Annotated in this window: 22 protein-coding genes; 10 read left to right on the top strand and 12 right to left on the bottom strand. The window is 54.0% G+C overall.

From position 1 onward, the window contains the following. Positions 1-264 precede the first annotated feature (264 nt). The gene (locus MKX51_RS25645) at positions 265-1011 is read left to right on the top strand and encodes a YutD family protein (protein WP_340994363.1); all 747 of its coding nucleotides are present in this window, start codon (positions 265-267) and stop codon (positions 1009-1011) included. Between the two features lie 254 nt (positions 1012-1265). On the opposite strand, the gene MKX51_RS25640 is transcribed toward MKX51_RS25645, so the two are convergent. From MKX51_RS25640 to ylbJ, 4 genes are all read right to left on the bottom strand, one after another. After that, positions 1266-2717 carry a S41 family peptidase gene (locus tag MKX51_RS25640; RefSeq protein WP_340994362.1) on the bottom strand — a complete coding sequence of 484 codons (1452 nt, stop codon included), beginning with the start codon at positions 2715-2717 and terminating at the stop codon, positions 1266-1268. Between the two features lie 34 nt (positions 2718-2751). Then, the gene (locus MKX51_RS25635) at positions 2752-3930 is read right to left on the bottom strand and encodes a stalk domain-containing protein (RefSeq protein WP_340994361.1); all 1179 of its coding nucleotides are present in this window, start codon (positions 3928-3930) and stop codon (positions 2752-2754) included. 172 nt (positions 3931-4102) lie between these two features. After that, positions 4103-4900 (bottom strand): NAD kinase, encoded by a 798-nt coding sequence (locus MKX51_RS25630; RefSeq protein WP_076081552.1) that lies wholly within the window; start codon positions 4898-4900, stop codon positions 4103-4105. Between the two features lie 132 nt (positions 4901-5032). Next, positions 5033-6304 (bottom strand): sporulation integral membrane protein YlbJ, encoded by a 1272-nt coding sequence (gene ylbJ, locus MKX51_RS25625; RefSeq protein ID WP_340994360.1) that lies wholly within the window; start codon positions 6302-6304, stop codon positions 5033-5035. Positions 6305-6743: 439 nt separating this feature from the next. Between ylbJ and MKX51_RS25620 the strand changes: the two genes are divergently transcribed. Beyond that, complete coding sequence (locus MKX51_RS25620; RefSeq protein ID WP_036722077.1) at positions 6744-7127, top strand: globin domain-containing protein; 384 nt, start codon at positions 6744-6746, stop codon at positions 7125-7127. Positions 7128-7156: 29 nt separating this feature from the next. Then, positions 7157-7861 carry a DUF2225 domain-containing protein gene (locus MKX51_RS25615; RefSeq protein ID WP_340994359.1) on the top strand — a complete coding sequence of 235 codons (705 nt, stop codon included), beginning with the start codon at positions 7157-7159 and terminating at the stop codon, positions 7859-7861. A gap of 120 nt (positions 7862-7981) precedes the next feature. Here the strand turns inward: MKX51_RS25615 and MKX51_RS25610 are convergent, their stop codons facing one another. Both MKX51_RS25610 and MKX51_RS25605 read right to left on the bottom strand, forming a co-directional pair. After that, entirely contained in the window at positions 7982-8212 is a 231-nt protein-coding gene (locus MKX51_RS25610) for a hypothetical protein (RefSeq protein WP_340938257.1), read from the bottom strand. Continuing rightward, positions 8209-8400, bottom strand: a complete 192-nt coding sequence (locus MKX51_RS25605) for a YycC family protein (protein ID WP_340994358.1) — start codon at positions 8398-8400, stop codon at positions 8209-8211. The genes MKX51_RS25610 and MKX51_RS25605 overlap by 4 nt, the downstream gene beginning before the upstream one ends. A gap of 105 nt (positions 8401-8505) precedes the next feature. On the opposite strand from MKX51_RS25605, the gene MKX51_RS25600 reads away from it, so the two are divergent. Continuing rightward, positions 8506-10305: a M3 family oligoendopeptidase gene (locus MKX51_RS25600; RefSeq protein WP_340994357.1), complete on the top strand. Its 1800-nt coding sequence runs from the start codon at positions 8506-8508 to the stop codon at positions 10303-10305. 392 nt (positions 10306-10697) lie between these two features. After that, complete coding sequence (locus tag MKX51_RS25595; RefSeq protein WP_235191739.1) at positions 10698-11072, top strand: O-methyltransferase; 375 nt, start codon at positions 10698-10700, stop codon at positions 11070-11072. Positions 11073-11186: 114 nt separating this feature from the next. On the opposite strand, the gene MKX51_RS25590 is transcribed toward MKX51_RS25595, so the two are convergent. Then, entirely contained in the window at positions 11187-11420 is a 234-nt protein-coding gene (locus tag MKX51_RS25590) for an alpha/beta-type small acid-soluble spore protein (protein WP_036701727.1), read from the bottom strand. 102 nt (positions 11421-11522) lie between these two features. Next, complete coding sequence (locus tag MKX51_RS25585; RefSeq protein ID WP_340994356.1) at positions 11523-12494, bottom strand: aldose 1-epimerase; 972 nt, start codon at positions 12492-12494, stop codon at positions 11523-11525. 447 nt (positions 12495-12941) lie between these two features. On the opposite strand from MKX51_RS25585, the gene trpS reads away from it, so the two are divergent. Beyond that, the gene (gene trpS / locus MKX51_RS25580; protein WP_340938262.1) at positions 12942-13931 is read left to right on the top strand and encodes a tryptophan--tRNA ligase; all 990 of its coding nucleotides are present in this window, start codon (positions 12942-12944) and stop codon (positions 13929-13931) included. Between the two features lies 1 nt (position 13932). Here the strand turns inward: trpS and MKX51_RS25575 are convergent, their stop codons facing one another. Next, positions 13933-14124: a hypothetical protein gene (locus tag MKX51_RS25575; RefSeq protein ID WP_340938264.1), complete on the bottom strand. Its 192-nt coding sequence runs from the start codon at positions 14122-14124 to the stop codon at positions 13933-13935. A gap of 232 nt (positions 14125-14356) precedes the next feature. Beyond that, positions 14357-15361 (bottom strand): metal-dependent hydrolase, encoded by a 1005-nt coding sequence (locus tag MKX51_RS25570; RefSeq protein WP_340994355.1) that lies wholly within the window; start codon positions 15359-15361, stop codon positions 14357-14359. 206 nt (positions 15362-15567) lie between these two features. Here MKX51_RS25570 and cyoE point away from each other — a divergent pair, with 206 nt between their 5' ends. Together cyoE and MKX51_RS25560 are read left to right on the top strand one after the other, a co-directional pair. Next, the gene (gene cyoE, locus MKX51_RS25565; RefSeq protein ID WP_076081577.1) at positions 15568-16500 is read left to right on the top strand and encodes a heme o synthase; all 933 of its coding nucleotides are present in this window, start codon (positions 15568-15570) and stop codon (positions 16498-16500) included. Between the two features lie 31 nt (positions 16501-16531). Beyond that, positions 16532-17149, top strand: coding sequence for an SCO family protein (locus tag MKX51_RS25560; RefSeq protein WP_340994354.1), 618 nt, complete (start codon positions 16532-16534; stop codon positions 17147-17149). Between the two features lie 107 nt (positions 17150-17256). Here the strand turns inward: MKX51_RS25560 and MKX51_RS25555 are convergent, their stop codons facing one another. Continuing rightward, positions 17257-17616, bottom strand: a complete 360-nt coding sequence (locus tag MKX51_RS25555) for a DNA primase (protein WP_340938269.1) — start codon at positions 17614-17616, stop codon at positions 17257-17259. Positions 17617-17726: 110 nt separating this feature from the next. Further along, a complete protein-coding gene (locus tag MKX51_RS25550) occupies positions 17727-18905 on the bottom strand; it encodes an MFS transporter (protein ID WP_340994353.1) in 1179 nt (392 codons plus the stop codon). A 253-nt stretch (positions 18906-19158) separates the two neighbouring features. Here MKX51_RS25550 and MKX51_RS25545 point away from each other — a divergent pair, with 253 nt between their 5' ends. Continuing rightward, the gene (locus tag MKX51_RS25545) at positions 19159-19602 is read left to right on the top strand and encodes a hypothetical protein (RefSeq protein ID WP_340994352.1); all 444 of its coding nucleotides are present in this window, start codon (positions 19159-19161) and stop codon (positions 19600-19602) included. A gap of 51 nt (positions 19603-19653) precedes the next feature. Then, positions 19654-20793: a transglutaminase domain-containing protein gene (locus MKX51_RS25540; protein ID WP_340994351.1), complete on the top strand. Its 1140-nt coding sequence runs from the start codon at positions 19654-19656 to the stop codon at positions 20791-20793. Positions 20794-20866 lie beyond the last annotated feature (73 nt).

The following is a 20866-nucleotide window of genomic DNA, read 5'->3' as shown; positions in this document are numbered from 1 at the left end:
GGGGTTGAAGGGTCGAAAGAACCAATGCCGCGATAGCCGGCGAGGTTCTTGGGTGACGTTTGCACCCCCCTCACGTTGATGGAGTCATGGAGAGGGATTTTGAAATTGTAGGAGCGGCAGCGTCCGCCTTTGTGGTCTGATTTCAACCGCTCAGCGGTTAAATGAGGAAATCAGACCACAACAGCGGCCGGAAATTCAAAATCCCGCGGAATGACGGCTTATCAACGCCCCCCCATTTCTCATTGAAAGGCAGGCGACACACGCTTGATCGTTATAGGTGGAAAAGGTTACGAGCTGATGCTCGATCATAAGGATGGCTGGAACCCGGAGGCTTTTCGCGGAAGATACAGCGAAGTGCTGGAGCGGTACGATTATATCATTGGTGATTGGGGCTACAGCCAATTGCGCCTCAAAGGCTTTTACCGGGATAATCACCCTAAAGTGAACCGCGACACGGCCATCTCAGGCATGGTGGATTATATTAATGAATACTGTAACTTTGGTTGTGCGTACTTTGTGCTGCATAAGCTGAAGGAGTCTCCGCAGGAGGGAAGCTTCAAGGATATTCTGATCAAGGAAATCCCGGAGCCGGGGCTAGACGAGGATCTGGAGCAGGATGCTGAACAGGTGGTAACGGTAAAAGAACACCGGGAGCCGCAGACGAAGGGTACAGGCCGGGACAGGGATGCCGCAGGCGGCTCTGGCCGGGAGCATGCAATCAAGGACAGACCGGTGCGTGAGCACCAGAGCCGCAATCACCGCAACAAAGAAGGCCAGGGCAAGAAGAACCATAAAGAGTTCCAGGGCAGAGGCCAGGGCGGGAATCAGGGTAATCCTAACTCTAAGCAGAACAGAGAACACAATCCGAAAAGACCCAACAGGCAGGATAACCAGAATCAGAATAAGCAGGATAGACCGGAGAAGCAGGACAACCAGAACCAGAACAGACAGGATAGTAACCAGAACAAGCAGGACAGACCAGACAATAACCAGAGCAAACAGGACAACTAGAACGATAGCCAAGGGTGACAGCATGTACCCCCGGCTTCTCAATGTAACTCAAAAAGCCTCCTTAGCACATTAGCTGAAGGGGCTTTTTCTAATTCAATGGGCGGGCGAGAGGGCACGGGCCAAATGTATGCGAAAAACAGCATACAGTCGGTGAGCTGATGCTACCGCGCATGGGCCGAACGAAGCACAAATAAGCAAAAACAGGGGCACTAATGCCCCTGTTTTTACCGGATGCCCCCGTAAGCGGGCAGATTCTATTTCATAGCTAATTTCAGCTGTTTCAGTGAAGCGTTGTAGCTCCATACGAGCGCAGGGAACTTTTTCTTGAAGGCATTCAGCTCGATGAAGGACTCTCCGTCCTGGAACAGCGCCTCCTTGGAGGCCAGGGTGAACCCGGATACGTTACCGGCGCCAGTGGTCAGCATTACCTTTTTGTTCTTGGCATCCCAGGAGACCTCATTCTCCACTAGCGCGGCGAGGACACGGGAGGCGGCATACACCTTATCGCCCTGCTTGATCAGACCTACATTACCGGCAAAAGCAGTGCCGTTGATATCCAGAATATGATGGTCACCAGACGCGACAATCTCTTTCATCCCGGCAATTTGCAGAGCGGTAATCAACTGGGCAGTTTTGCCCTTGACCTCGATATCAGGCGCAAGCCCGATATGGTTGAAGTCCTCCTTGTTCGGAGTCAGATACTTCATGGTGGTCAGCTTCAGCTCGCCGCCGCCGGACATGGGAATCAGGCTCTGAATCCGGGCCTTTCCGTAGGAGCGCGTGCCTACAACTGTAGCCAGCTTGTTGTCACGAAGTGCACCGGTTAAGGCTTCGGAGGCGCTGGCCGTATATTCATTGGTCAATACAACCACAGGCACGCCGATCTTGCTGCCGTTCGTAATTGCGACCGGCTTCAGTGTACCGGTCTGATCGGAGGTGTACATCATAATGCCGGCATCCATGAACTTCGAGACGATATTCTGGGCGCTGTCCATGTAACCGCCCGTATTATCTCGCAGATCAAGAACCAGCGATTTCATGCCGCCTGAACGCATTTTGTCCAGTGCTGCGGAGAATTCCTCATCGGCAGTCTGGGTGAAGCCGTTGATGGAGATGTAGGCGATTTTGGAGCTAAGCATCTTGCTGGTTACGGAGCTTGTAGCAATCTCGCTGCGGGTAACCGTATAGGATTTGTTAGCTCCGTTTCTCTGAATCAGCAGAGAGACCTTCGTGCCCGCTTTGCCGCTCAGCTCATCGCCGTTCGTATCAGCCACCCGCACGCCATTGATCTTGAGAATGGAGTCGCCGCGCTTTAGCCCCGCGGCCTCGGCCGGTGAACCGCTCATGACCTCTTCAATATATAGCTCTTTGGCCGTATACATCAGCCGGACACCGATGCCGACATATTCCAGATCGACCTGATGACCGAAGTCAGCAGCCTCCTCCTTCGTGAAGTATTGGCTATAAGGATCGTCCAATGTGCTTACCATACCGTCAATTGCACCGCGGATAAGTGTATCCTGGTCCACACCCTCAACGTTGTAATACTCCAGATATTGCATAATTTCATTGATGATCTCCGTCTTCGAGGCTTGCGCCGCTTCTGTAGAGGCAGCAGCATCTGCCGCTGAAGCCGCAGGGGCCCAGGCGATGGATAGCGCCAGACAGCCGCTTAAGAGTGCGGTAACGATTTTGGCTGATTTCATGAGTTCATTACATCCTTTAGATGAATTTTTGAATTTAGGACTGCGCGTCGAAGCCGATATGATAAGTAGTGTCGATCGTCCAGGCACCGCTCTCCGGCTTCGAGAGCAGGAGGATCAGAGACTCGGTATAGGTCTCCTTCGATTCACCGTCCGTAATCACCACTTCCGTATAGACTGCTGCTTCATAGTCAGTGTAGTAGAAGACATTGGAGGCGGATACCTTATAACTCAGCTCGTAGCTGATGAAATAATCACGCAGCTCATCTTTGTACGAATTATCATTCTCCTCCCCGTACGAGGTCATCACGGCAAGGACGTTATCTATATTACGGTCATTCATACCCTGGTAGTATTTGCTCAGCGTATCCTTAATCCCGGTCTGATCACCCTGTGGAAGCACAGCGGGCTTCATGCCTTGTTCGCGCGTCAGCAGCACAGAGGATTCCTGCAGCTCCATTTCGGAGATCTTCCACGCGCCGTCTTGACGGAACAGTGTATATAAATATTCATACTGCTCATCCGGAGTATAATAACCGCCGGTTCGTACTGCTTTTTCGACAGTATAGACCGTAGCTTCATTGCCTGTAACACTGAGAACTTTAAGACTCTCAATCGTGTTCTTGATGTCATATAGCTCGAACTGGGCATTCATATTGCTTACAGCTTCCGTTTTGTCTGCCCCTGCATCGACAAGCGAATAGAAGCTGCTGGCCTTCTCTTCATTATAATATTGGTTAGCTAATTGAATGATAGCCTTGATCTCCTGCTCACTGGAGGCGGAGGACGGCGATACGGTGATCTTCACGCTGCGGCTGGCTGCATCCCAGACCGCTGTGCCCCCGGTGGCTTCGGCAATGAAGCGCAAGGGTATATAAGTGGTCCCGGCGTTCGATACAGGAGCGACTGTAAGCTGCTTGACGGTTCCGTTGACGCTGGCCCGCTTGCTGCCTACCTTAAGGCTGATATCCAGCCCTGTTCCGGTGCCGGTTACCGTGCCCGTCTTGGAGTCCCACAGCACCTGCAGGCCAAGCTTCTCAAAAACAACGCGGAAAGGCACAAGCACCGTATTATTCTTCAGATATGGAGTGCCTGCTGTGAAGGCAAGATTACTGCCGTTAATATACACTTTAATGGGTTTGTCTGCGGCAAAAGCGGGAACCGCCAGCACAAGAGCCAGCAGGCTGATGCCTAGCAGGGATACTAATTTCTTCAATAGATTCGCTCCTTCAAATAGAAAACTTTGTAAAATAGAACCATTATACCATTTGGAAATTCCGTCTGTCTATTTATTCTAAGGGTTACTTCCAGGCTCAATAGAGTTGCCGTCAGCCGGCATGATAAAGCCGGAGATCGGGGGCATCTCCGGCTTTACAGGCATATACTAACTAGACCAAGAAGGCCTCCCGGACACGGTTCCAGAACGGGAAAGGGCGGTAACGGGCGAAGCTGATTTTGTGATCCGCGACCTGAGCACGTACCGAAATCAGATCATCCACCGGAATATTATTATGGTCAATGGTCAGCAGCAGGCGCTGATCCTTGCGCGAGAAGATATCGCAGTGATGATGCTTAGGCAACATTAGCGGCGAACCCATGGTGCGGAATACCCGGTTATTAATGGAGGCAATTTCAGCAATCTGCAGGGCCTCGATCGAGGGGTGCACCATAGCGCCTCCCAGACTTTTGTTATAAGCGGTACTGCCGGAGGGTGTGGATACACACAGCCCGTCCCCGCGGAACATCTCAAAGGTCACATCATTAATATCCACCTGGATCACAACCGTACCGTCCACGCCCTTAAGGGTGAATTCGTTCAGGGCAATGTGCTTGCTGGAGCCGGATTTCTTATGTATTTCCAGTTCGAGCAGCGGGTACTGTACGATACGGGGTTTATGCGGCCCAACCTCTCCGCACATGTAATCAATCAGGGACGGCAGCTCTTCGGCCTGCCAGTCCGCATAGAAGCCCAAATGGCCGGTATGCACGCCAACAAATGCGAGGTTCGGGATCTGATCGATAAACGTATGAAAAGCGTGCAGCATCGTGCCGTCACCGCCAATAGAGATCACGATTTCCGGTGACTTGGCATCCAGCTCCAGATTCCGGCCTTGCGCCAGCTTGTGAAATTGCTCCGCTAGTTGGATGGATAATTCATCTCCGCGGTCCAGAACATAATATCTCAAGGTGTACAGGCTCCTTTGTGTAATTCAGTCATACACCGATCATAATCAATCTTGACCCGGAACACAATATTAGTGCTGTGAAAAGCCGGAATCCGCTTCAGTGCTGCATCAGTAGAGCCGTGACATATCGAATTAGCTGCGGTGCGCATAAGATTGCCGCCACAGCTTCCCCAGCAGAAAGACTATCAGTGACAGGGCCAGCATGACTGCAAGCAGAAGGCAGAGCAGGCTGATGCTGCTGATCAGGGCAGCTTCTGGAGCGGCCAGCCCGGAAGCGGCGGGTAGTGTGGACCACTGACCGGCCAGTCCCGAGCTGACTACCGGCTTCCAGAGCAGGAGAAGCAGAACCGCTGAGAGCAGGGCATGCACCAGGCGGGCGGCCATGAACGGGAGATAGCGCAGACCGGTACCGTTCAGGATACTGGCGACCTGAGCATGAACCGACAAGCCGCCCCAGGAGAGGATGAACGCTGCCGCCGCTGCCTTGAACTGCAGCGGAACGCCTCCGGCAGCTTCGCCCGCCGACCGGGCGCCGAGCGTCACTTCGAATAAGCCGCTGACCAAGGCGGCTGAGAGCTCAGGCGGGAAGCCGGCCAGCGACAGCAGGCGTCCGGTCATGCTGAACAGAGCGGACATTACGCCGGCACGGGCGAGCAGCTCCATCAGCACATTGAAGAACACAACCAGCCCGCCGACAACAATAATAAGCTGGAGTGAGGAGGTAACGGCACTCTTCAGCAGCTCGCCGAGACTTCTGCCGTCTACCCGGCGTGCATGTGCCATCGCGTTCAGGGCAGTCCGCAGCCTTCCGGGGCCTTGTCCTTCCGGAGATGCGGAAGAGCTGCCTGAATGGGGGAGGGCGGTGTTCTCAGCTGCTGCTTCCGGCCTGCCCCGGCCATGGAAGGACATCAGCAGACCAACGATGAGCCCTCCCCCGTAATGGGCAAGGGCAAGCACAAGCCCCAGAGAGGCATCGTGAAAGAATCCGACAGAGACCGCACCCAGCAGGAAAATCGGGTCCGAGGAGGTCGTGAATGCGACGAGCCGCTCGCCTTCGATTCTGCTAATCATTCCCTGCTCGCGCAGCTTGGCGGTTAATTTCGCGCCGACAGGGTATCCTGATACATATCCCATTGCTAGGGCGAAGCCGCCGCTGCCGGGTATATTGAAGAGCGGGCGCATCAGCGGATCAAGCAGAGCGCCGAAGAGATGGACGATGCCGAAGCCCAGCATAATTTCAGAGATGACGAAGAACGGGAACAGCGAGGGAAACAGCACATCCCACCAGACGGCGAGCCCGCGCAGCGCCGCATCCAGAGAGCTAGCGGGATGGACCAGCATCAGCAGCATACAGCCCGCCAGCATGATCCCGAGCAGCGGGCTTGCGATTTTGTTCAGAGTCATCGGTTTCTCGCCTCCAGTTCTATGCTTAGTTGTATGCCGAAAGCTGGACAAACAGCACAAAAAAACGAGGAAAACGGTTACATTTACCGGTGCTTTTTCACTGAAATTATGGTATTATAAACTTAATTAATGCACATCTTGTTGAGATGGATTTTCAGGGATGGAGTGATGGTGATGAGTGTGGTTGCCGGAGTGCTCGTTTGTGCTTTTGTATATGTGATCCGGGTCTCCCTTGTCCCGCCTGGTGATGAAGATTTTAGAACATACTGATTAGCTTACGAGCGCTGAACTCCGGTTTGGCGCCTTTTTTTGTTCAAATTTTTATTTTCATAGGCTTAGCAGGCATGTCTTAAGGCAGGGATAACTGTGCAGCCTGTTTTTTGGTATAATGATAAGCAACTGCTTATCAGATTAATACGGAAGAAGGCGAAACCTCCAAATGAATCCGAAAGAGAGCCTGTATGACAGCCTGGGAGGCGCTGAGGGAATTCACCGTCTGGTGACTGTGTTCTATGCCAAGGTGCAGCTTCACCCGCAACTCAGCCCGTTATTCCCTGAAGATATTACTCCGGTGCTGGAGAAGCAATATCAGTTCTTGAGCCAATTCTTTGGAGGCCCTGCCCTGTTCTCCGAGCAGCACGGCCATCCCATGATGAGAGCCAGACATATGCATGTCCCCATCACTCCTGCTCTGGCGGAGGATTGGCTCGCCTGCATGAAGGCGGCGCTGGAGGAGATTGGTGTGGAGGAGTCCCTGCGTACGTTTGTCCTGAGCCGGCTGGCGGGTCCCGCCCATCATTTTGTCAATATGCCCCATGAATAAAGTGTAGTTGTGAAAGGATGAGGGCACCCGTGCCGGAATTAATACCGCTTTACTCGATTAAGGTTACCTGCTGTAACTGTGAACATGAATTTTCAACCTCAAGAGTACGCCCCAGCCTGAAGAAGGCCATCCGCCGTGATGCGGACTTCTGCTCCTATTACAAGGCGGAGAATCCCGATTATTATGTGGTCCGGGTCTGTCCGAAGTGCGGCTTTGCCTCCACGGAGAATTCAGCGGACAAGCTGGCTGACTGGCAGCGGAAGTCCTTCGATGCACAAGTAGGAAGACGGTGGCAAACCCGCGATTTCGGAGAGAAGCGTAGCTGGGAGGAGGCTCTGGAGACGTACAAGCTGGCGCTGATCTGCGCGCAGAGCATTAAGGACAAGGAACGTATTATTGCCAGCCTGCTTCACCATATTGCCTGGCTGTACCGTTATCAAGGGGATTCGGTGCAGGAGAAGCGTTTCCTGGCCTATTCGCTGGACGAGTATGTGAAGGTGTTCGAGAATGATTCATCCGCTGGAAATGATGCGCGGCTGATGTATCTGATTGGTGAGTTGAACCGCCGGATCGGGGAGTTCGCCGCTGCTGTGCGGTGGTTCTCAAGGGTCATTAATGACCAGCGGATTACGGACGCGGCCATGATCCGGGCTTCGCGCGAGCAGTGGGCCATTCTGCGTGAGCAGATGCGCGGGCTGGACGTTGATCCGGACGGGCTTCCCGCAGGTACATAGAAGGCGGAGTGAGGGTGTCAGAGTGTCTATCCGGTATACCGGAACGCAAAAAGGCGTAGAAGGGATGCCCCTTCTACGCCTCTGCCCGCTTAAGCGGGGCGAACTGCCGGACAACCGCGTTTAGCGGACCGCCCGGTCAAACAGCAGGTAGTCATTGTCATTGTCAATGACGGTGGGACTTGCACTGCAGCAGGGAAAGACCAGCAGCTTTTTTTTGCCGTCACGCACGTGCTGCAGCTCCTTGGGTTTCATCGGCAGAAGAACATTCTCATGGTCGCAGAAGGGGCAGTATTGCACGTACATGTCGCCAAGAATAATGTCATAAGGCCAGGTATGGCTGAAGGGGATCATTGCTTGTCCTTCTCGTCAGAGGGAGCAGGCACGCTGCCTTCTGGGGTCTCGCTAGCAGCTTTCTTGGATAATTCAGCTATTCTTTGCAGCAGGATATGGTGGGGCATATGCATCAGGTGTTCCAGCGGAACGCCGAGTTGTTTCGATAAGGTGATGGCCGTCTCCGGCGATATTTGCAGTGGCTTCATTAGGATGCCCTCCTTACAATTAGTGGAGTATCATGATTCACTTTACCATGGCTGTACCGCAAATACAAAGAAAACTACTCTATAACGAAGGAATGGTGAGTATACATGAAACAACCGTTATCACTGACATGGGAGCTGGAATCGATTTTTCCGGGAGGCTCTGCCTCCCCGCAGTTTGAGAGCTTCCTCAGCCAGCTCGAATCCGATATTGAGCGCCTGCGCACACAGGTGGCTGCCGCTGCCGCACCGGCTGATGCGGCTTCAACGAAGGGGCTGGACCCGGTCATTGAGCTGCTGCAGAGCTGTGCCGGACGCCTTACACAGGCCTCGGAATTCGCCGGTTGTCTGGGAGCACAGAATCAGCTCGACAAAGGGGCGGTGAGACTGTCCTCCAAGGTAACGGGGCTGCGCGCCAGTTATGAGGGCATCAGCGCTGCCTTCGATAACGTGCTCCGTCAGACCTCTGACGCGGTATGGGCCGAGTGGATGGCCCGGCCGGAGATTGCCCCGCTGAATTTCGTGCTCAGTGAGAGCCGGAATCTGGCCCGTGAGAAGATGAGCCCGGAGCTGGAGAGCCTGGCGCTTGAGCTTGCCGTTGACGGCTATCATGGCTGGAGCGAGCATTATGAGACGATTGTCGGACAGATCCAGATTCCTTGTGAAGAAGACGGGGAGCAGAAGCTGCTCTCTGCCGGGCAAGCCTTCAACAAGCTGGCGGATGAGAATCCTGAGGTCCGCAGTACGATGTTCCGCAAATGGGAAGAGGCCTGGGGCGGGGCGGCCGACTATTGTGCAGATACCTTGAACCATCTGGCAGGCTTCCGCCTGAAGCTGTACAAGGGCCGCGGCTGGGAGGATGTGCTGAAGGAGCCGCTGGGCATCAACCGTATGTCCCGTGAGACCCTGGATGTCATGTGGGAGGTAATCACGAAGAGCAAGCCTGCCCTGGTATCTTATCTGAAGCGCAAGGCGGAAATTCTGGGTCTGGAATCACTCGCCTGGGTCGATGTGGATGCGCCAGTGGGCAAATCCTCCGGCAAAATTCCCTATGAACAGGCAGCCGCCGACATCGTGACCCAGTTCCGCAAATTCAGTCCGAAACTGGCGGATTTCGCCGAACGCGCCTTCGACAAGGATTGGATCGAGGTCGAAGACCGGGCCGCGAAGCGTCCGGGGGGCTTCTGCGTCTCCTTCCCGGAGAGCAAGGAATCCCGTATATTCATGACCTACAGCGGTACGCCATCCAATGTGTCCACCCTTGCGCATGAGCTGGGCCATGCCTATCATTCCTTCCTGCTGGAGGACCAGCCGCTGTTCAACCAGAACTATGCGATGAACGTGGCGGAGACAGCTTCTACCTTCGCGGAGGTCATTGTGTCGGATGCTCAGGTGAAATCTGCGTCGGACAGCGAAGAGAAGCTGGCGCTGCTTGAAGCGAAGATCCAGAACAGTGTGGCGTTCTTCATGAATATCCATGCCCGCTTCCTGTTCGAGACCCGCTTCTATGAGAAGCGCAAGGCAGGCCTTGTAAGCAGTGAGGAATTATCTGCGCTGATGGAGGAAGCCCAGAAGGAAGCCTTCTGCGGGGTCCTCTCCGAATATCATCCTCATTTCTGGGCGTCCAAGCTTCATTTCTATATCACAGACGTGCCGTTCTACAACTTCCCGTATACGGTAGGGTATATGTTCAGCACAGGTCTATACCGGCTCGCGCTGGAGGAAGGGGCTTCCTTTGCCGGTAAATATGACAGCCTGCTGCAGGATACCGGAGTGATGACGCTGGAGGATCTGGTGTCGAAGCATCTGGGCGTTGATCTGTCCAAGCCGGATTTCTGGCAGGGGGCGGCGGATTTAATCGTTGCCGATATTAACGAATTCCTGGAAATGACGGAACAACGCGGCTAAGAATTTGTCGGAAATGAGACGAATTGTTTTTTTGCAGTAAAATGATGGCGGTTGAATATGGTGTGAATGCGCAAAGGCCCCGGTTTCGGGGTCTTTTTATACTGTTTATTTGTCGATAAATGGCGACAAAAGTTTGTATTTTGCTATTAATACTAAATAATTTGCGCATTTATAGGGATTATAACCCAATTATGTTGAATAATGTTGTACGTGTTTAATTAGTAACCTATAATGAGCCTAAAGCCTTATATAAGCGCTGCTAGACCCACAAAATTCAAACAACTGCTTACGAAGCAAGTGTTGTGTGAGGCAGAGCCATGAGGCTGCATCACCCACAAGACTTTTAGGAGGAAATGCATGTGAGGACGGAACAATTATCGCTTGCAAGACAGATGGATCTGGTATTTCATGAGCTGCAGGAGGAATTGTCAGGACTGAATTCAGGGACCGTATTTGTACAGATCAGGAATAATATCATCGGCAAGTTCGGGGTCCGCCACAATCCGCTCGCCGGACGCAGCGGAAGCTTCGCAGCCGGGCAGGAGGGGCTGACTTCAGGTCAGCAATCCTCATTCCGCGTCATGGCGCTGGAGAGCCTGAAATATAAGAAACGGTGGACACATGGAGAGATCAGCTACGAATTTGCTGTACGCCAGGGAATGGTGGTGGTAGATGCCACGCTGGAGTCCAATTACAATATGGCGAATCTGATGATCCGCTATCCGCGCAGCAGCCACGGCGATGTCTCGGATCAATCCTTCGGCTGATTCTATATACATATAGAAAAGCCCCCCTGCGCTTCGACGAGAAGCGCGGGAGGGCTGTGAAGCTGCTCGGTCTATGCCTCACGGCTTAGACGGTTTGTAAAGATAAGGTAGCGATTACGAACGACCGGACAGTTGTTGCTCTGCCAGTTGCACCAGACGTTTGGTGATATATCCTCCCAAAGAACCTGTTTCGCGGGAAGTATAGTTCCCATAATAACCGTCAGCCGGGATAGTTACTCCAAGCTCTTGTGCTGCTTCATATTTCAACTGCTGCAGCGCTGCATTCGCTTGAGGAACGACCAGGTTGTTAGAACGGCTACCACGACTTTGTTGACCTGCTTGACCCATGTGTGCTCACCTCCTTCGCCCGTTGTGAAGATAGTATGAGCGCGGGAGGGAGAATTCATGCACGGATGTTGAAGTTTTATAGGATGGTAATTATTATGAAATTTATCGTTGCGGGTAGATCATCTGCAGGGTGCCTCCCAGCACTAGCGTCTGTCCGGGTTCAAGCGTGATCAGCCCGGTAGCGGAGGCGTCCTGCTGGAGATTAGGTGCATCCGGGAGCCAGGTGAGCGGTTCAATGCACAGGAACTGGTCGGCTTCGCCTTTGGTATAGAGAATCCAGTGGCGGAAGAAGTCAGGATCGGCTGAGTAACGCAGCCCGTATCCATCATCCCGCATCAGCACGGCCTCGGCAGGCTGGCCCTCTGCTATACGCAGGATGGTATCCAGGTCCGCACCTTGAAGATTCAGCCGGGTGTGCAGGCCCGTAAGCTCTCCGAGCGGCAATAGCTGTCCGGTAGGCAGGAGATCCTCACTCAGCTCGCAGACGGCTCCGGCAGGAAGGGTAACATTCCAGCGGGACGGGGTTCCGTCAAGCATGAACCAGGTATGGTAGCCTGCGCCAAAAGGAACACGCTTGCTGCCGAGATGAGTGACCTTAAGCGTCTGCTGCAGCCGGTCATCCTGAAGCCGGAAGGTCATTTCAAGCTTCAGCGGCTCGGGGAATTGTCTGATCCACTCGGGATCATCCGTGGTTATGAACTCAGTGGTGACCGCGCAGCCGAACTCGTCCTCCTCAATATCACTGACACACCAAGACTGGGCACGGTGCAGCCCGTGAATATGATGTTCTCCCGCATTCCGGTCGAACTGATAGCTTGTGCCGTCGAAGAGGAAGCTTCCGCCGCGTATGCGGCCAGGCGGCACAAGAAGCGGGAGGCCGAAGTGATAAGGCTTCTGCATATATGATGCCAAGTCGCTTTCTTCAGGCTGACGGAGGATCTGCCGCTCCATGGTGCGGTCCCATAATGAAATTACGTTATTACCCAGCCGGGGCAGAAGCGTGACTTCCAGTTCCCGGCTATGCAAAATATACGTATCATAACCGTTCCATTGCCCTTTGGTCACCTGTTTCATAAGAGATATGCTCCTTTGATAAGCTGTAATCAGATTACATACACACGAATACCTTTATCATACCAGATTTATCCGGCGGAGGTTAGGGATTTGACAACTTCTCCGGGCCGATCTATGATGGAGGCATCAATTAACACAGGTAACGCGATGACAGGGACAAGTAAGCATGGACTGTACCTCCAGAAAGCCGGTGGCTGATGTGAACCGGTGGTGCACCTTTGACTGAATGGACCCTTGAGCGCCGCGCTCGAACAGGCTGCAGAAGCCTTAAGTAGACCGGCCGTCTCTTCCCCGTTAACGGAAGCCAAGGCTGTTTGCATAGATCCCTCCGGGGACTCCAGGCAGCGAATAAGGGTGGTACCACGGTCTCACGTCCCTTGCGGATGTGGGGCCTTTTTGCGTTCCTTGCGCCAGCGGACAATTATAATGATGATGGAGGATAAGAGGATGGCTAAAAAAGTATTGTCGGGCATACAGCCCAGCGGTTCACTCACACTCGGTAATTATATCGGGGCAATCAAGAATTTCGTCAAGCTTCAAAAGGAATACGAATGTTACTTCATGGTGGTCGATCTGCATGCCATTACGGTAGCCCAGGACCCCGCAGCTCTGCGTGAGAATTCGGAATCGGTAGCCGCGCTGTATCTGGCTGCAGGCATTGATCCATCGATCGCGCATGTCTATATGCAGTCCCATGTGCCGCAGCATGCCGAGCTGGGCTGGATTCTGACTACGCTCACTGCCATGGGTGAGCTGGAACGGATGACACAGTTCAAAGATAAGTCTGCCGGCAAAGAATCCGTGGGCGCAGGTCTGTTCGTCTATCCGTCGCTGATGGCCGCCGACATTCTGGTCTACAATGCGGATCTGGTACCGGTAGGCGAAGACCAGAAGCAGCATCTGGAGCTGACACGTGACCTGGCGGGACGCTTCAATCACCGGTTCGGTGACTTCTTCACCGTCCCTGAGCCGTACATTCCGGAGGTCGGGGCGCGGATCATGTCCCTGGATGACGGCACCAAGAAGATGAGCAAAAGCGATCCCAACCCCGGCAGCAGAATCGGACTCCTGGACCCGCCTGATGTAATCCGCAAAAAGATTAGCCGGGCCACAACGGATTCCGGCCGTGAGGTTATTTTCGACCCGGCGGCTAAGCCGGAGATCAGCAATCTGATGAGCATCTATGCCGAGTGCTCGGGAATGAGCCTGCAGCAGATTGCCGACAAATATGAAGGCCAAATGTACGGCGGCTTCAAAAAAGAGCTGGCTGAAGCGGTCGTAGCGCTGCTGGAGCCAATCCAGCAAAGATATCAGGACATCCGGAGCTCAGGGATGCTCAGCGATATTCTCGCTCAGGGTGCCGAAAGTGCACGCATAAGTGCCGCCCGTACGCTGGAGGGCGTGAAGGAACGGATGGGCTTCCTGCCTACCCGTTAAGTTAAGGGGCAGGCTGGTTGCTCTCCGCCTTGCGTCTCAGCCTGGCCTTGACGATGAAGCCCCAGCCGATGTTAAGCACGCACAGCGCGCCGAGCAGCAGCGCCAGCCAAATGTTATAGCTGATCGAGATGGAAGCTGCTGTGAGGAGTAGAATTGAAGAGCAGGCGAACCACAGTGACAGACCTTTACCCATATATTCCAGCCTTCCTTTCTGCTTCAAATAGTGTACAAGTGAATCCCGGTGTGCCTCGCAGCATGCCGGGATTTTACGTAAAGTGAGCGTATATAAGCTTTGAATTGTAACCGCTTTTGTTGTTGATTGTGCCTTATGCGGTCCCGTTACGTCAAGAGGGCTGCCCCAAGCAGCCAATTCATTCCTGGCTTCCGGGACAGCCCTCTACATAGTGATAACCTGTGCTAACCTGCTACAGCTTGACGGTTCCCGGATCAACGGCGAAGCGCTCATCCAGCTTCTCGCTGCTCAGCCAGCCGACATAAGTATTCAGCGGTCTATACTCATGGTCCATGACCAGCACAGCCACGAACGGGAATTGCTTACGGTGTAAATAACGGACATCTCCCCAGCGTACAATATAACCAGAGGGCAGCTCCTCCACCTCCGCGACAGCGTACGAGGTGAAGTACAGGAAGGCCTGGATATCCGGATGGGATTTGGAATGCTCGACGGCGGGGTGAGTGGAGCACACCGCATGCTTGAACCATTCCAGCCGCCCGCTGTTCAGCAGCCCGACATTGTAGCTGCCGTCCGGCTTGGCTTTGACCAGATTCCACCGCGTTGGCGAAATGGTCGGGATCACATAGTAACGGTCGCCTGCACTATGGTGAACATCCTTGTTCTTGATGCTGCGGGTAATGCGGGCATGAACGAGGGTCCGCCAGATGTAGTACAAGACGATGCAGGCATACAAGGTGATGAACAGGGGAGCGGGCGGCACCATTCCGCTGATCCAGAGAATAATCGCCGCTGCATGGCTGCCGAAGATAAACGGATCGAAGATATGGATGATGTTCCAGGCGATCCATTTCTCGGTGAACGGGCGTGCGGCCTGAGTCCCGTAGGTGTTGAACAGATCGGAGAATACATGGACGGCAACGCCGATGAAGCTCCAGAGCGCGATATGGCTTAAGGTGCTCAGGTCCGTTAAGCCGAACAACGGCCCGATGACCATGGTGATCAATGCCGGCCACAGCAGTAAGAAGGGCAGGGAATGGGTGATCCCCCTGTGATTGCGGATGTATACCGCGTTATCCTTCAGACGAAGGGCGGTATCGGCATCCGGTGCCTGAGAAGCCAGTACAGTAGCTACCATCACCGCTCCGGCAAGCGTACCGTTCGAAGCGACGAGCGGATCGACGAAGGACAGACCTGCAAGTCCAAGTCCCATAACAAAATGTGTGGCAGTATCCATTAGTCAGATCTCCTTTGTACGGAAGTTCTCTATTAATAACTACCCATTATTGGGCTAAGTTATTTAAGGACGGGGAAATAAATATCGTCACGTAATTGTCGAATTAATGAACATCTTGGTCAATGATTGTCAAAGTCTTTCCCAGTTTGCTATGATAAAGTTAATAGCGGAGTGTAAGAAGTTCCCTAGAAGGAGGAACCCGATACGTGGACAATCAATTGAGATATCAAGCTTCTTCTGATTCCGCATCAATGTCTGCCAAGTCTCCACCGGAAGGTGCAAGCTGGCGCGACTTTATTACCGTTACGAAGCCCGGCATTATCCGCTCCAATCTGATTGCGGCCTTCGCAGGCTACTGGGTGGCATCAGGCTGGGATGTACAGTATGGCCGTCTGATTCTGACTTTGCTCGGCACCATGCTGGTCATGGCTTCAGCCTGTGTCTTCAATAATTATTTTGACCGCGATTTGGATATGAAGATGGAACGGACACGGGAACGCGGGCTGCCTACAGGCAGGCTGAAGCCGACAACGGTACTTATCTATGGCATTGGACTCGGCATTGCCGGGCTGGCCGTACTGTTCGCCTTCTGCGGCGTGCTGGCCGGATTGTTCGGCATAGTCGGCATGTTCGTATATGTTGTAGTGTACACCCTGTGGCTCAAAAGAACCTCTACCTGGAGCACCTCGGTAGGTGCGATCTCGGGGGCCATGCCTCCTGTCATCGGATATGTGGCTGTTACAGGAACAGTGGATCTCGGCGCCTGGCTGCTGTTCGCAATGCTCTTTCTGTGGCAGCCGCCCCATTTCTGGGCGCTTGGCATCCGCCGCAAGGAGGAATACCGGGCTGCAGGATTCCCGCTCCTTCCGGTTGTCAAGGGGACGCGCCGCACCAAATTCCAGATGATTCCTTATGTGGCGCTGCTGCTGCCGGTGCCGGTGCTGATGTATGCCTATGATTATGCAGGTATTTATTATCTGATTGTATCACTGGCCTTGTCGGTTGGCTGGCTCTACTTAACCCTCATCGGATTCAAGGCAAAGGATGATGAGGTCTGGGCGAAGAAAAGCTTCCTCTTCTCCATTAACTATCTGACCTTAAGTCTGATTGCCCTTGTGCTGAATACCATTCATGTGTAAGCATTCTTAGGATAGAGGGGGAAGGTGTCCTGTGCAGACCTTGAAACGTTACAAATGGACCTGGCTGTTGCTGCTGCTTGCAGTGATTATGGCGGTCTATCTGGCAGTCAAATCATTTGATTTTGGAGGTGAGAAGCTGGCGGTCATCGGTCAGGTACAGGACTTCTCCCTGGAGAATGTGGACGGGAAGCAGATCAGTCTGGCGGATACGGCCGGCAAGGCAAGGCTGGTCTATTTCTTCTTCACCGTCTGTCCCGATGTGTGTCCGATTACCACCTATATGCTGTCAGAGACGCAGGATATCCTGGTTAAGGACGGCAGCTTCGGCAAGGATGTTGAATTCGTCTCGATATCTTTCGATCCGAAGAATGATACCCGGGAAGCGATCAAGGCCTTCGCCGACAAGTTTCATGCCGATTACAGCGGGTGGTACTTCCTGCGCGGGGATCAGGAGCAGGTACGCAAGCTGGCAGCGGAATCCTTCAAGGTGTTGATCTACGGCACGAGCAAGGATGATTTCGCTCATGCGAACCTCATTGGTCTGGTGGACAAGAACAACCAGCTCCGGGGATTGTATGATGCCGGGGATACGGAGAATGTTACGCCGGAGTTCCTGGCCAGAACGGTCAAGAAGCTGGCCCGTGAATAGCATAGGCATGAAATAAACGAGGGTGTCCGTGGAGCAGTGGAGCTGCTGCACAGGGCACCCTCGTTTTGTGATGAATGGTTAAGAATGTATATGCTTCATGCGGTGAATTATCCTTCTATTCCCTGAGGATACGGCTGGGGGTAGATAATGTACTCTTCAAGCCCGGCCTTCTCCAGCTGGGTGATGTTATATTCATCCGGCGTCCCTTCCACGCCGGCATAACCCTTACGTGTATACATATGAACGGCATCGGGAAAGGCGTCGCGCAGCACAGCGCGGATTTTTTTTCCTGAGCTGTCATTATCCATATACAGGTAGACTTCCCCGTCCCGGATGGTATTCCGCAGGGATTCCAGCTTCAGGGTATTCAGCGTACCGAAGGTGCACAGAATGTCGACCTCCGGTTCAAGCAGCCGCCTCAGTCTGCTGCGGTCGTTCTTGCCTTCGACAATAATGGTGATGGACATATGCAATCAGCCCCCGGATCTTAGTTGTTATGACGATATTGTACCTAAGCTGCGCTATTTTTAACAGCCGGGCGGAACAATATGTATTCATTCCCCGGGAAATGTCGCATTCAGGCGGCAGGGCTGTTCCAGCCGGGAGCGTAGGAAGAGAGACGGCCGGATCTGCCCGGAGGCAGCAGCATAAGGGCCGTCATCAGCAGGACGAAGGCGATGAAGTAAGGGGAGACGTACTCCCTTAGCTGTCCGGCGGCTACGGGTCCGGCGAAAGCCCCTAGGGACATAGCGATGGATTGCAGCGAGAAGGTCCGGCCCAGCCGTCCTGCGCCGCCCAGACTGATGAAGAGGGAGGCCATAGCCGGAAACAACACGCCTTTGGCAGAGCCGAGCAGGAAGAGAACCACTCCGGCCGGGATGCTGCGGAAGGCAGCCAGGGTGAAGAAGCAGAGAGCCATTCCCAGCAGGGCAGCGGCAATCCGGATGCCCGGCGAGAGGCGGTTCAGGAACAACAGGCAGAGGGTCGCCAGCGCCCCAAGGCTGAGCAGGGAGAGCAGAATTCCGGTAGAGACCATTCCGTCCTGTCCCTGTGACAGGGGAAGCTCGAAGAAGAGCACGCCCTGAGAGCAGGATACGAAGAAGGGCAGCAGATAATAACGCCTGGAGACAGTAGGCTGGCCGGTAGCGGCCACTCCAGGGGGCAGATTCTCCTTGAGCGGAAGGACAGGCTTATGCAGGGCCAGAGCCGGATTGTGCTTCGGTACACTGAAGAAGGCCATCACACCGGTGAAGATCAGTAGCCAACCCAATGTACTGAACGTGCCGGAGTAACCGGCTTTGGCGACGATGAAGGCTCCGGCGGCAGGGGAGACCACCGAAGCCAGCGTGTGAATAATTCCGTTGCCTGACATGTATTTACCCTGGGTCGCAGGGTCAGACGAGAGCGAGGCCAAGAGGGTCATACAGGCAGGGGAGAGGAACGCCAGGGCGAACCCGCTCGCTGCCCGCAACAGGAGCAGATGCCAGGGCAGCTGGGCATGCGCCTGCAGAAGCAGGATCAGTCCTGCAACAGTAAGGGCGAATACGATATAGCGGCGGCTGCCGTTGCGGTCTACAAGTACACCGGCCAGCAGATTGCCCGGGAGGTGGGTCAGGGAATACATCCCCATCATCCAGCCGATGAAGGCCGGGCCCGCTCCCAGGGACATGGCAAAGGGTGTCAGGATAGGGTACTGGGCATGTAAATCGAAGAACGCCAGGAACATGAAGAGGTACAGCCACATTGCAGTTTTCACGGATAACACCTCCAGATTAGCGGCCAGCCGCTGATGACGGAACGGATTCCAGCAGAGGGAACAGCCTACTTGTACTTTACGTGCGGCAGCGGGGGCTTATACCATTTTCTTGGCCAGCCCCTGTATGCAGTTCTGCATTCCGGCAACCATGAATTATAAGGGTCATTCATGTATAATAATTAATATTAATGAAATGTCTGACGGGACAGCGTCCCGGCGTGGCGAAATTTGCGATTGGGGTGTTGTGAAATTGATGAATCCGGAAGTGTGGTCACAGTTTATCAGAGAGAATTGGCTTGTTATCGTTATTGCGCTTGTCCTGCTGTTCGCAGTCGTTAACATCGTTAAGACTATGCTGAAGTGGGCTATCGTCGTCATTATTGTGGTAGGGTTGTTCATTTATAGCGGGGTAACCATGGATCAGATCGGTAATGCCGTTAACAAAGTGGCGGACGGGACTGTCAGTACGCTGAAGAATGAGGCGCAGGAGGTTATGCTCAAAGAAGCCCAGGAGGCGGTCTATACCTCTGGCGGTGACGGTACCTTCACCATCACTACTCCTAATCTGGAGGTGAAGGGCTCCGCCGCAGAGGACAAGGTGGAAGTGGTCTTCCGCGGAGTCAGCCTCGGGAAGTGGAGCGTTACGGATACAACCAAGACCTTCATCGACGAAGCCCGGAAGCAGGCGGGCAAGTAATAGTGCAGCGGGCTCAGGGTTACCTGCAGCAGCAGAAGGAGGAGTGATTCATTGAATAGCTGGATAGAAAGTCTTCGTGAAGCCAATATCATCTCCATTGTTCTGCTGCTGGTAGTTCTCTTCTCTGCACTGCAGGGCTGGGGCCGGGGCTTCCGCAGAGCAGCCGGAGGGCTGTTCGGCATGCTCGGATCAGGAGTGCTTGCGGCAGCTTCGCTGGTGATGGCGATTCCCGCAGCCGTATACCTCTCGCCTGCTGCCGGGAACTGGGCTTCCGGCATTACTCCGCCAGAGGACAAGCTAAGCCAATGGCAACAGCTATATTATACCGGTGCCTCTGTACTGGCGAATTCACCGGTAGTGCGGTTTCTGCTGCTGCTCTTGCTGTGCTATACCTTGATTCGTCTGCTGCTGGGTCTGCTGTTTCTGCTGCTGCCGTTCCGCCTGCCGCGCCAGTCCGGGAGGGGGCCGGGGCGGATCACAGGCGCCAGCCGGCTGGTCGGGGCAGTGCTTGGCACCGCCACAGGGCTTACCCGTGCACTGGTGCTGGTCTTTGTCCTGTTCATCAGCGTCGCCCTGAACCCGGACAGCGGCTTCAGCCGTTATGTGCAGTCCTCGCCGGTCTACAGCCAGAGCGCGGAAGCGGTATTTGAGCCGCTGGCCGGTGAACAGGTCAGAGGCAAGCTTCCGGTACTGACCAAGGCGGTAGCCGCCGAGATGAGTGACATTCTCCGTCGCAAATATGAGGTGATTGACCATGATATATCGGCGGATATTGCCGGTGCAGCCGCAGATATTGCCGGACAAGCCAGCGGGGATGAAGAGAAGGCCAGACTGCTCTATGACTGGGTAGGCTCGCGTATTGCCTATGACTATAACAAGGCGAAGAATTATGAAGAGAGACGGATCTGGCATGAGCAGACACCGCAGGATACGATGGATACGCGGCTTGGGGTATGCATTGATTACGCGCGGCTCTATGCGATGATGGCCCGCTCGCAAGGTCTCCAGGTGCGTGTCGTCACCGGCAAGGGCTATGACGGACAAGGCGGTTATGGTCCGCATGCCTGGAATGAGGTCTATATCAGCGGCAGCGCAGCCTGGATTCCGCTCGATTCCACCTGGGCCAGCAGCGGCGACTGGTTCAATCCGGGGGATTTCGACTCCACACATATCAAGGAGAACATCCTCTGAGAAGGAGCGGATGCTCTTGTATCTATGGTACAATAACAGCGGGCAAGTGGGAACGGCTGTGCCGTCCTTTCAA

The organism is Paenibacillus sp. FSL M7-0420 (genome assembly GCF_038002345.1).
Lineage (GTDB): Bacteria > Bacillota > Bacilli > Paenibacillales > Paenibacillaceae > Paenibacillus_AQ.
The sequence above is the reverse complement of the archived record's forward strand: the minus strand, read 5'-3'. Positions and strand labels throughout refer to the sequence as shown.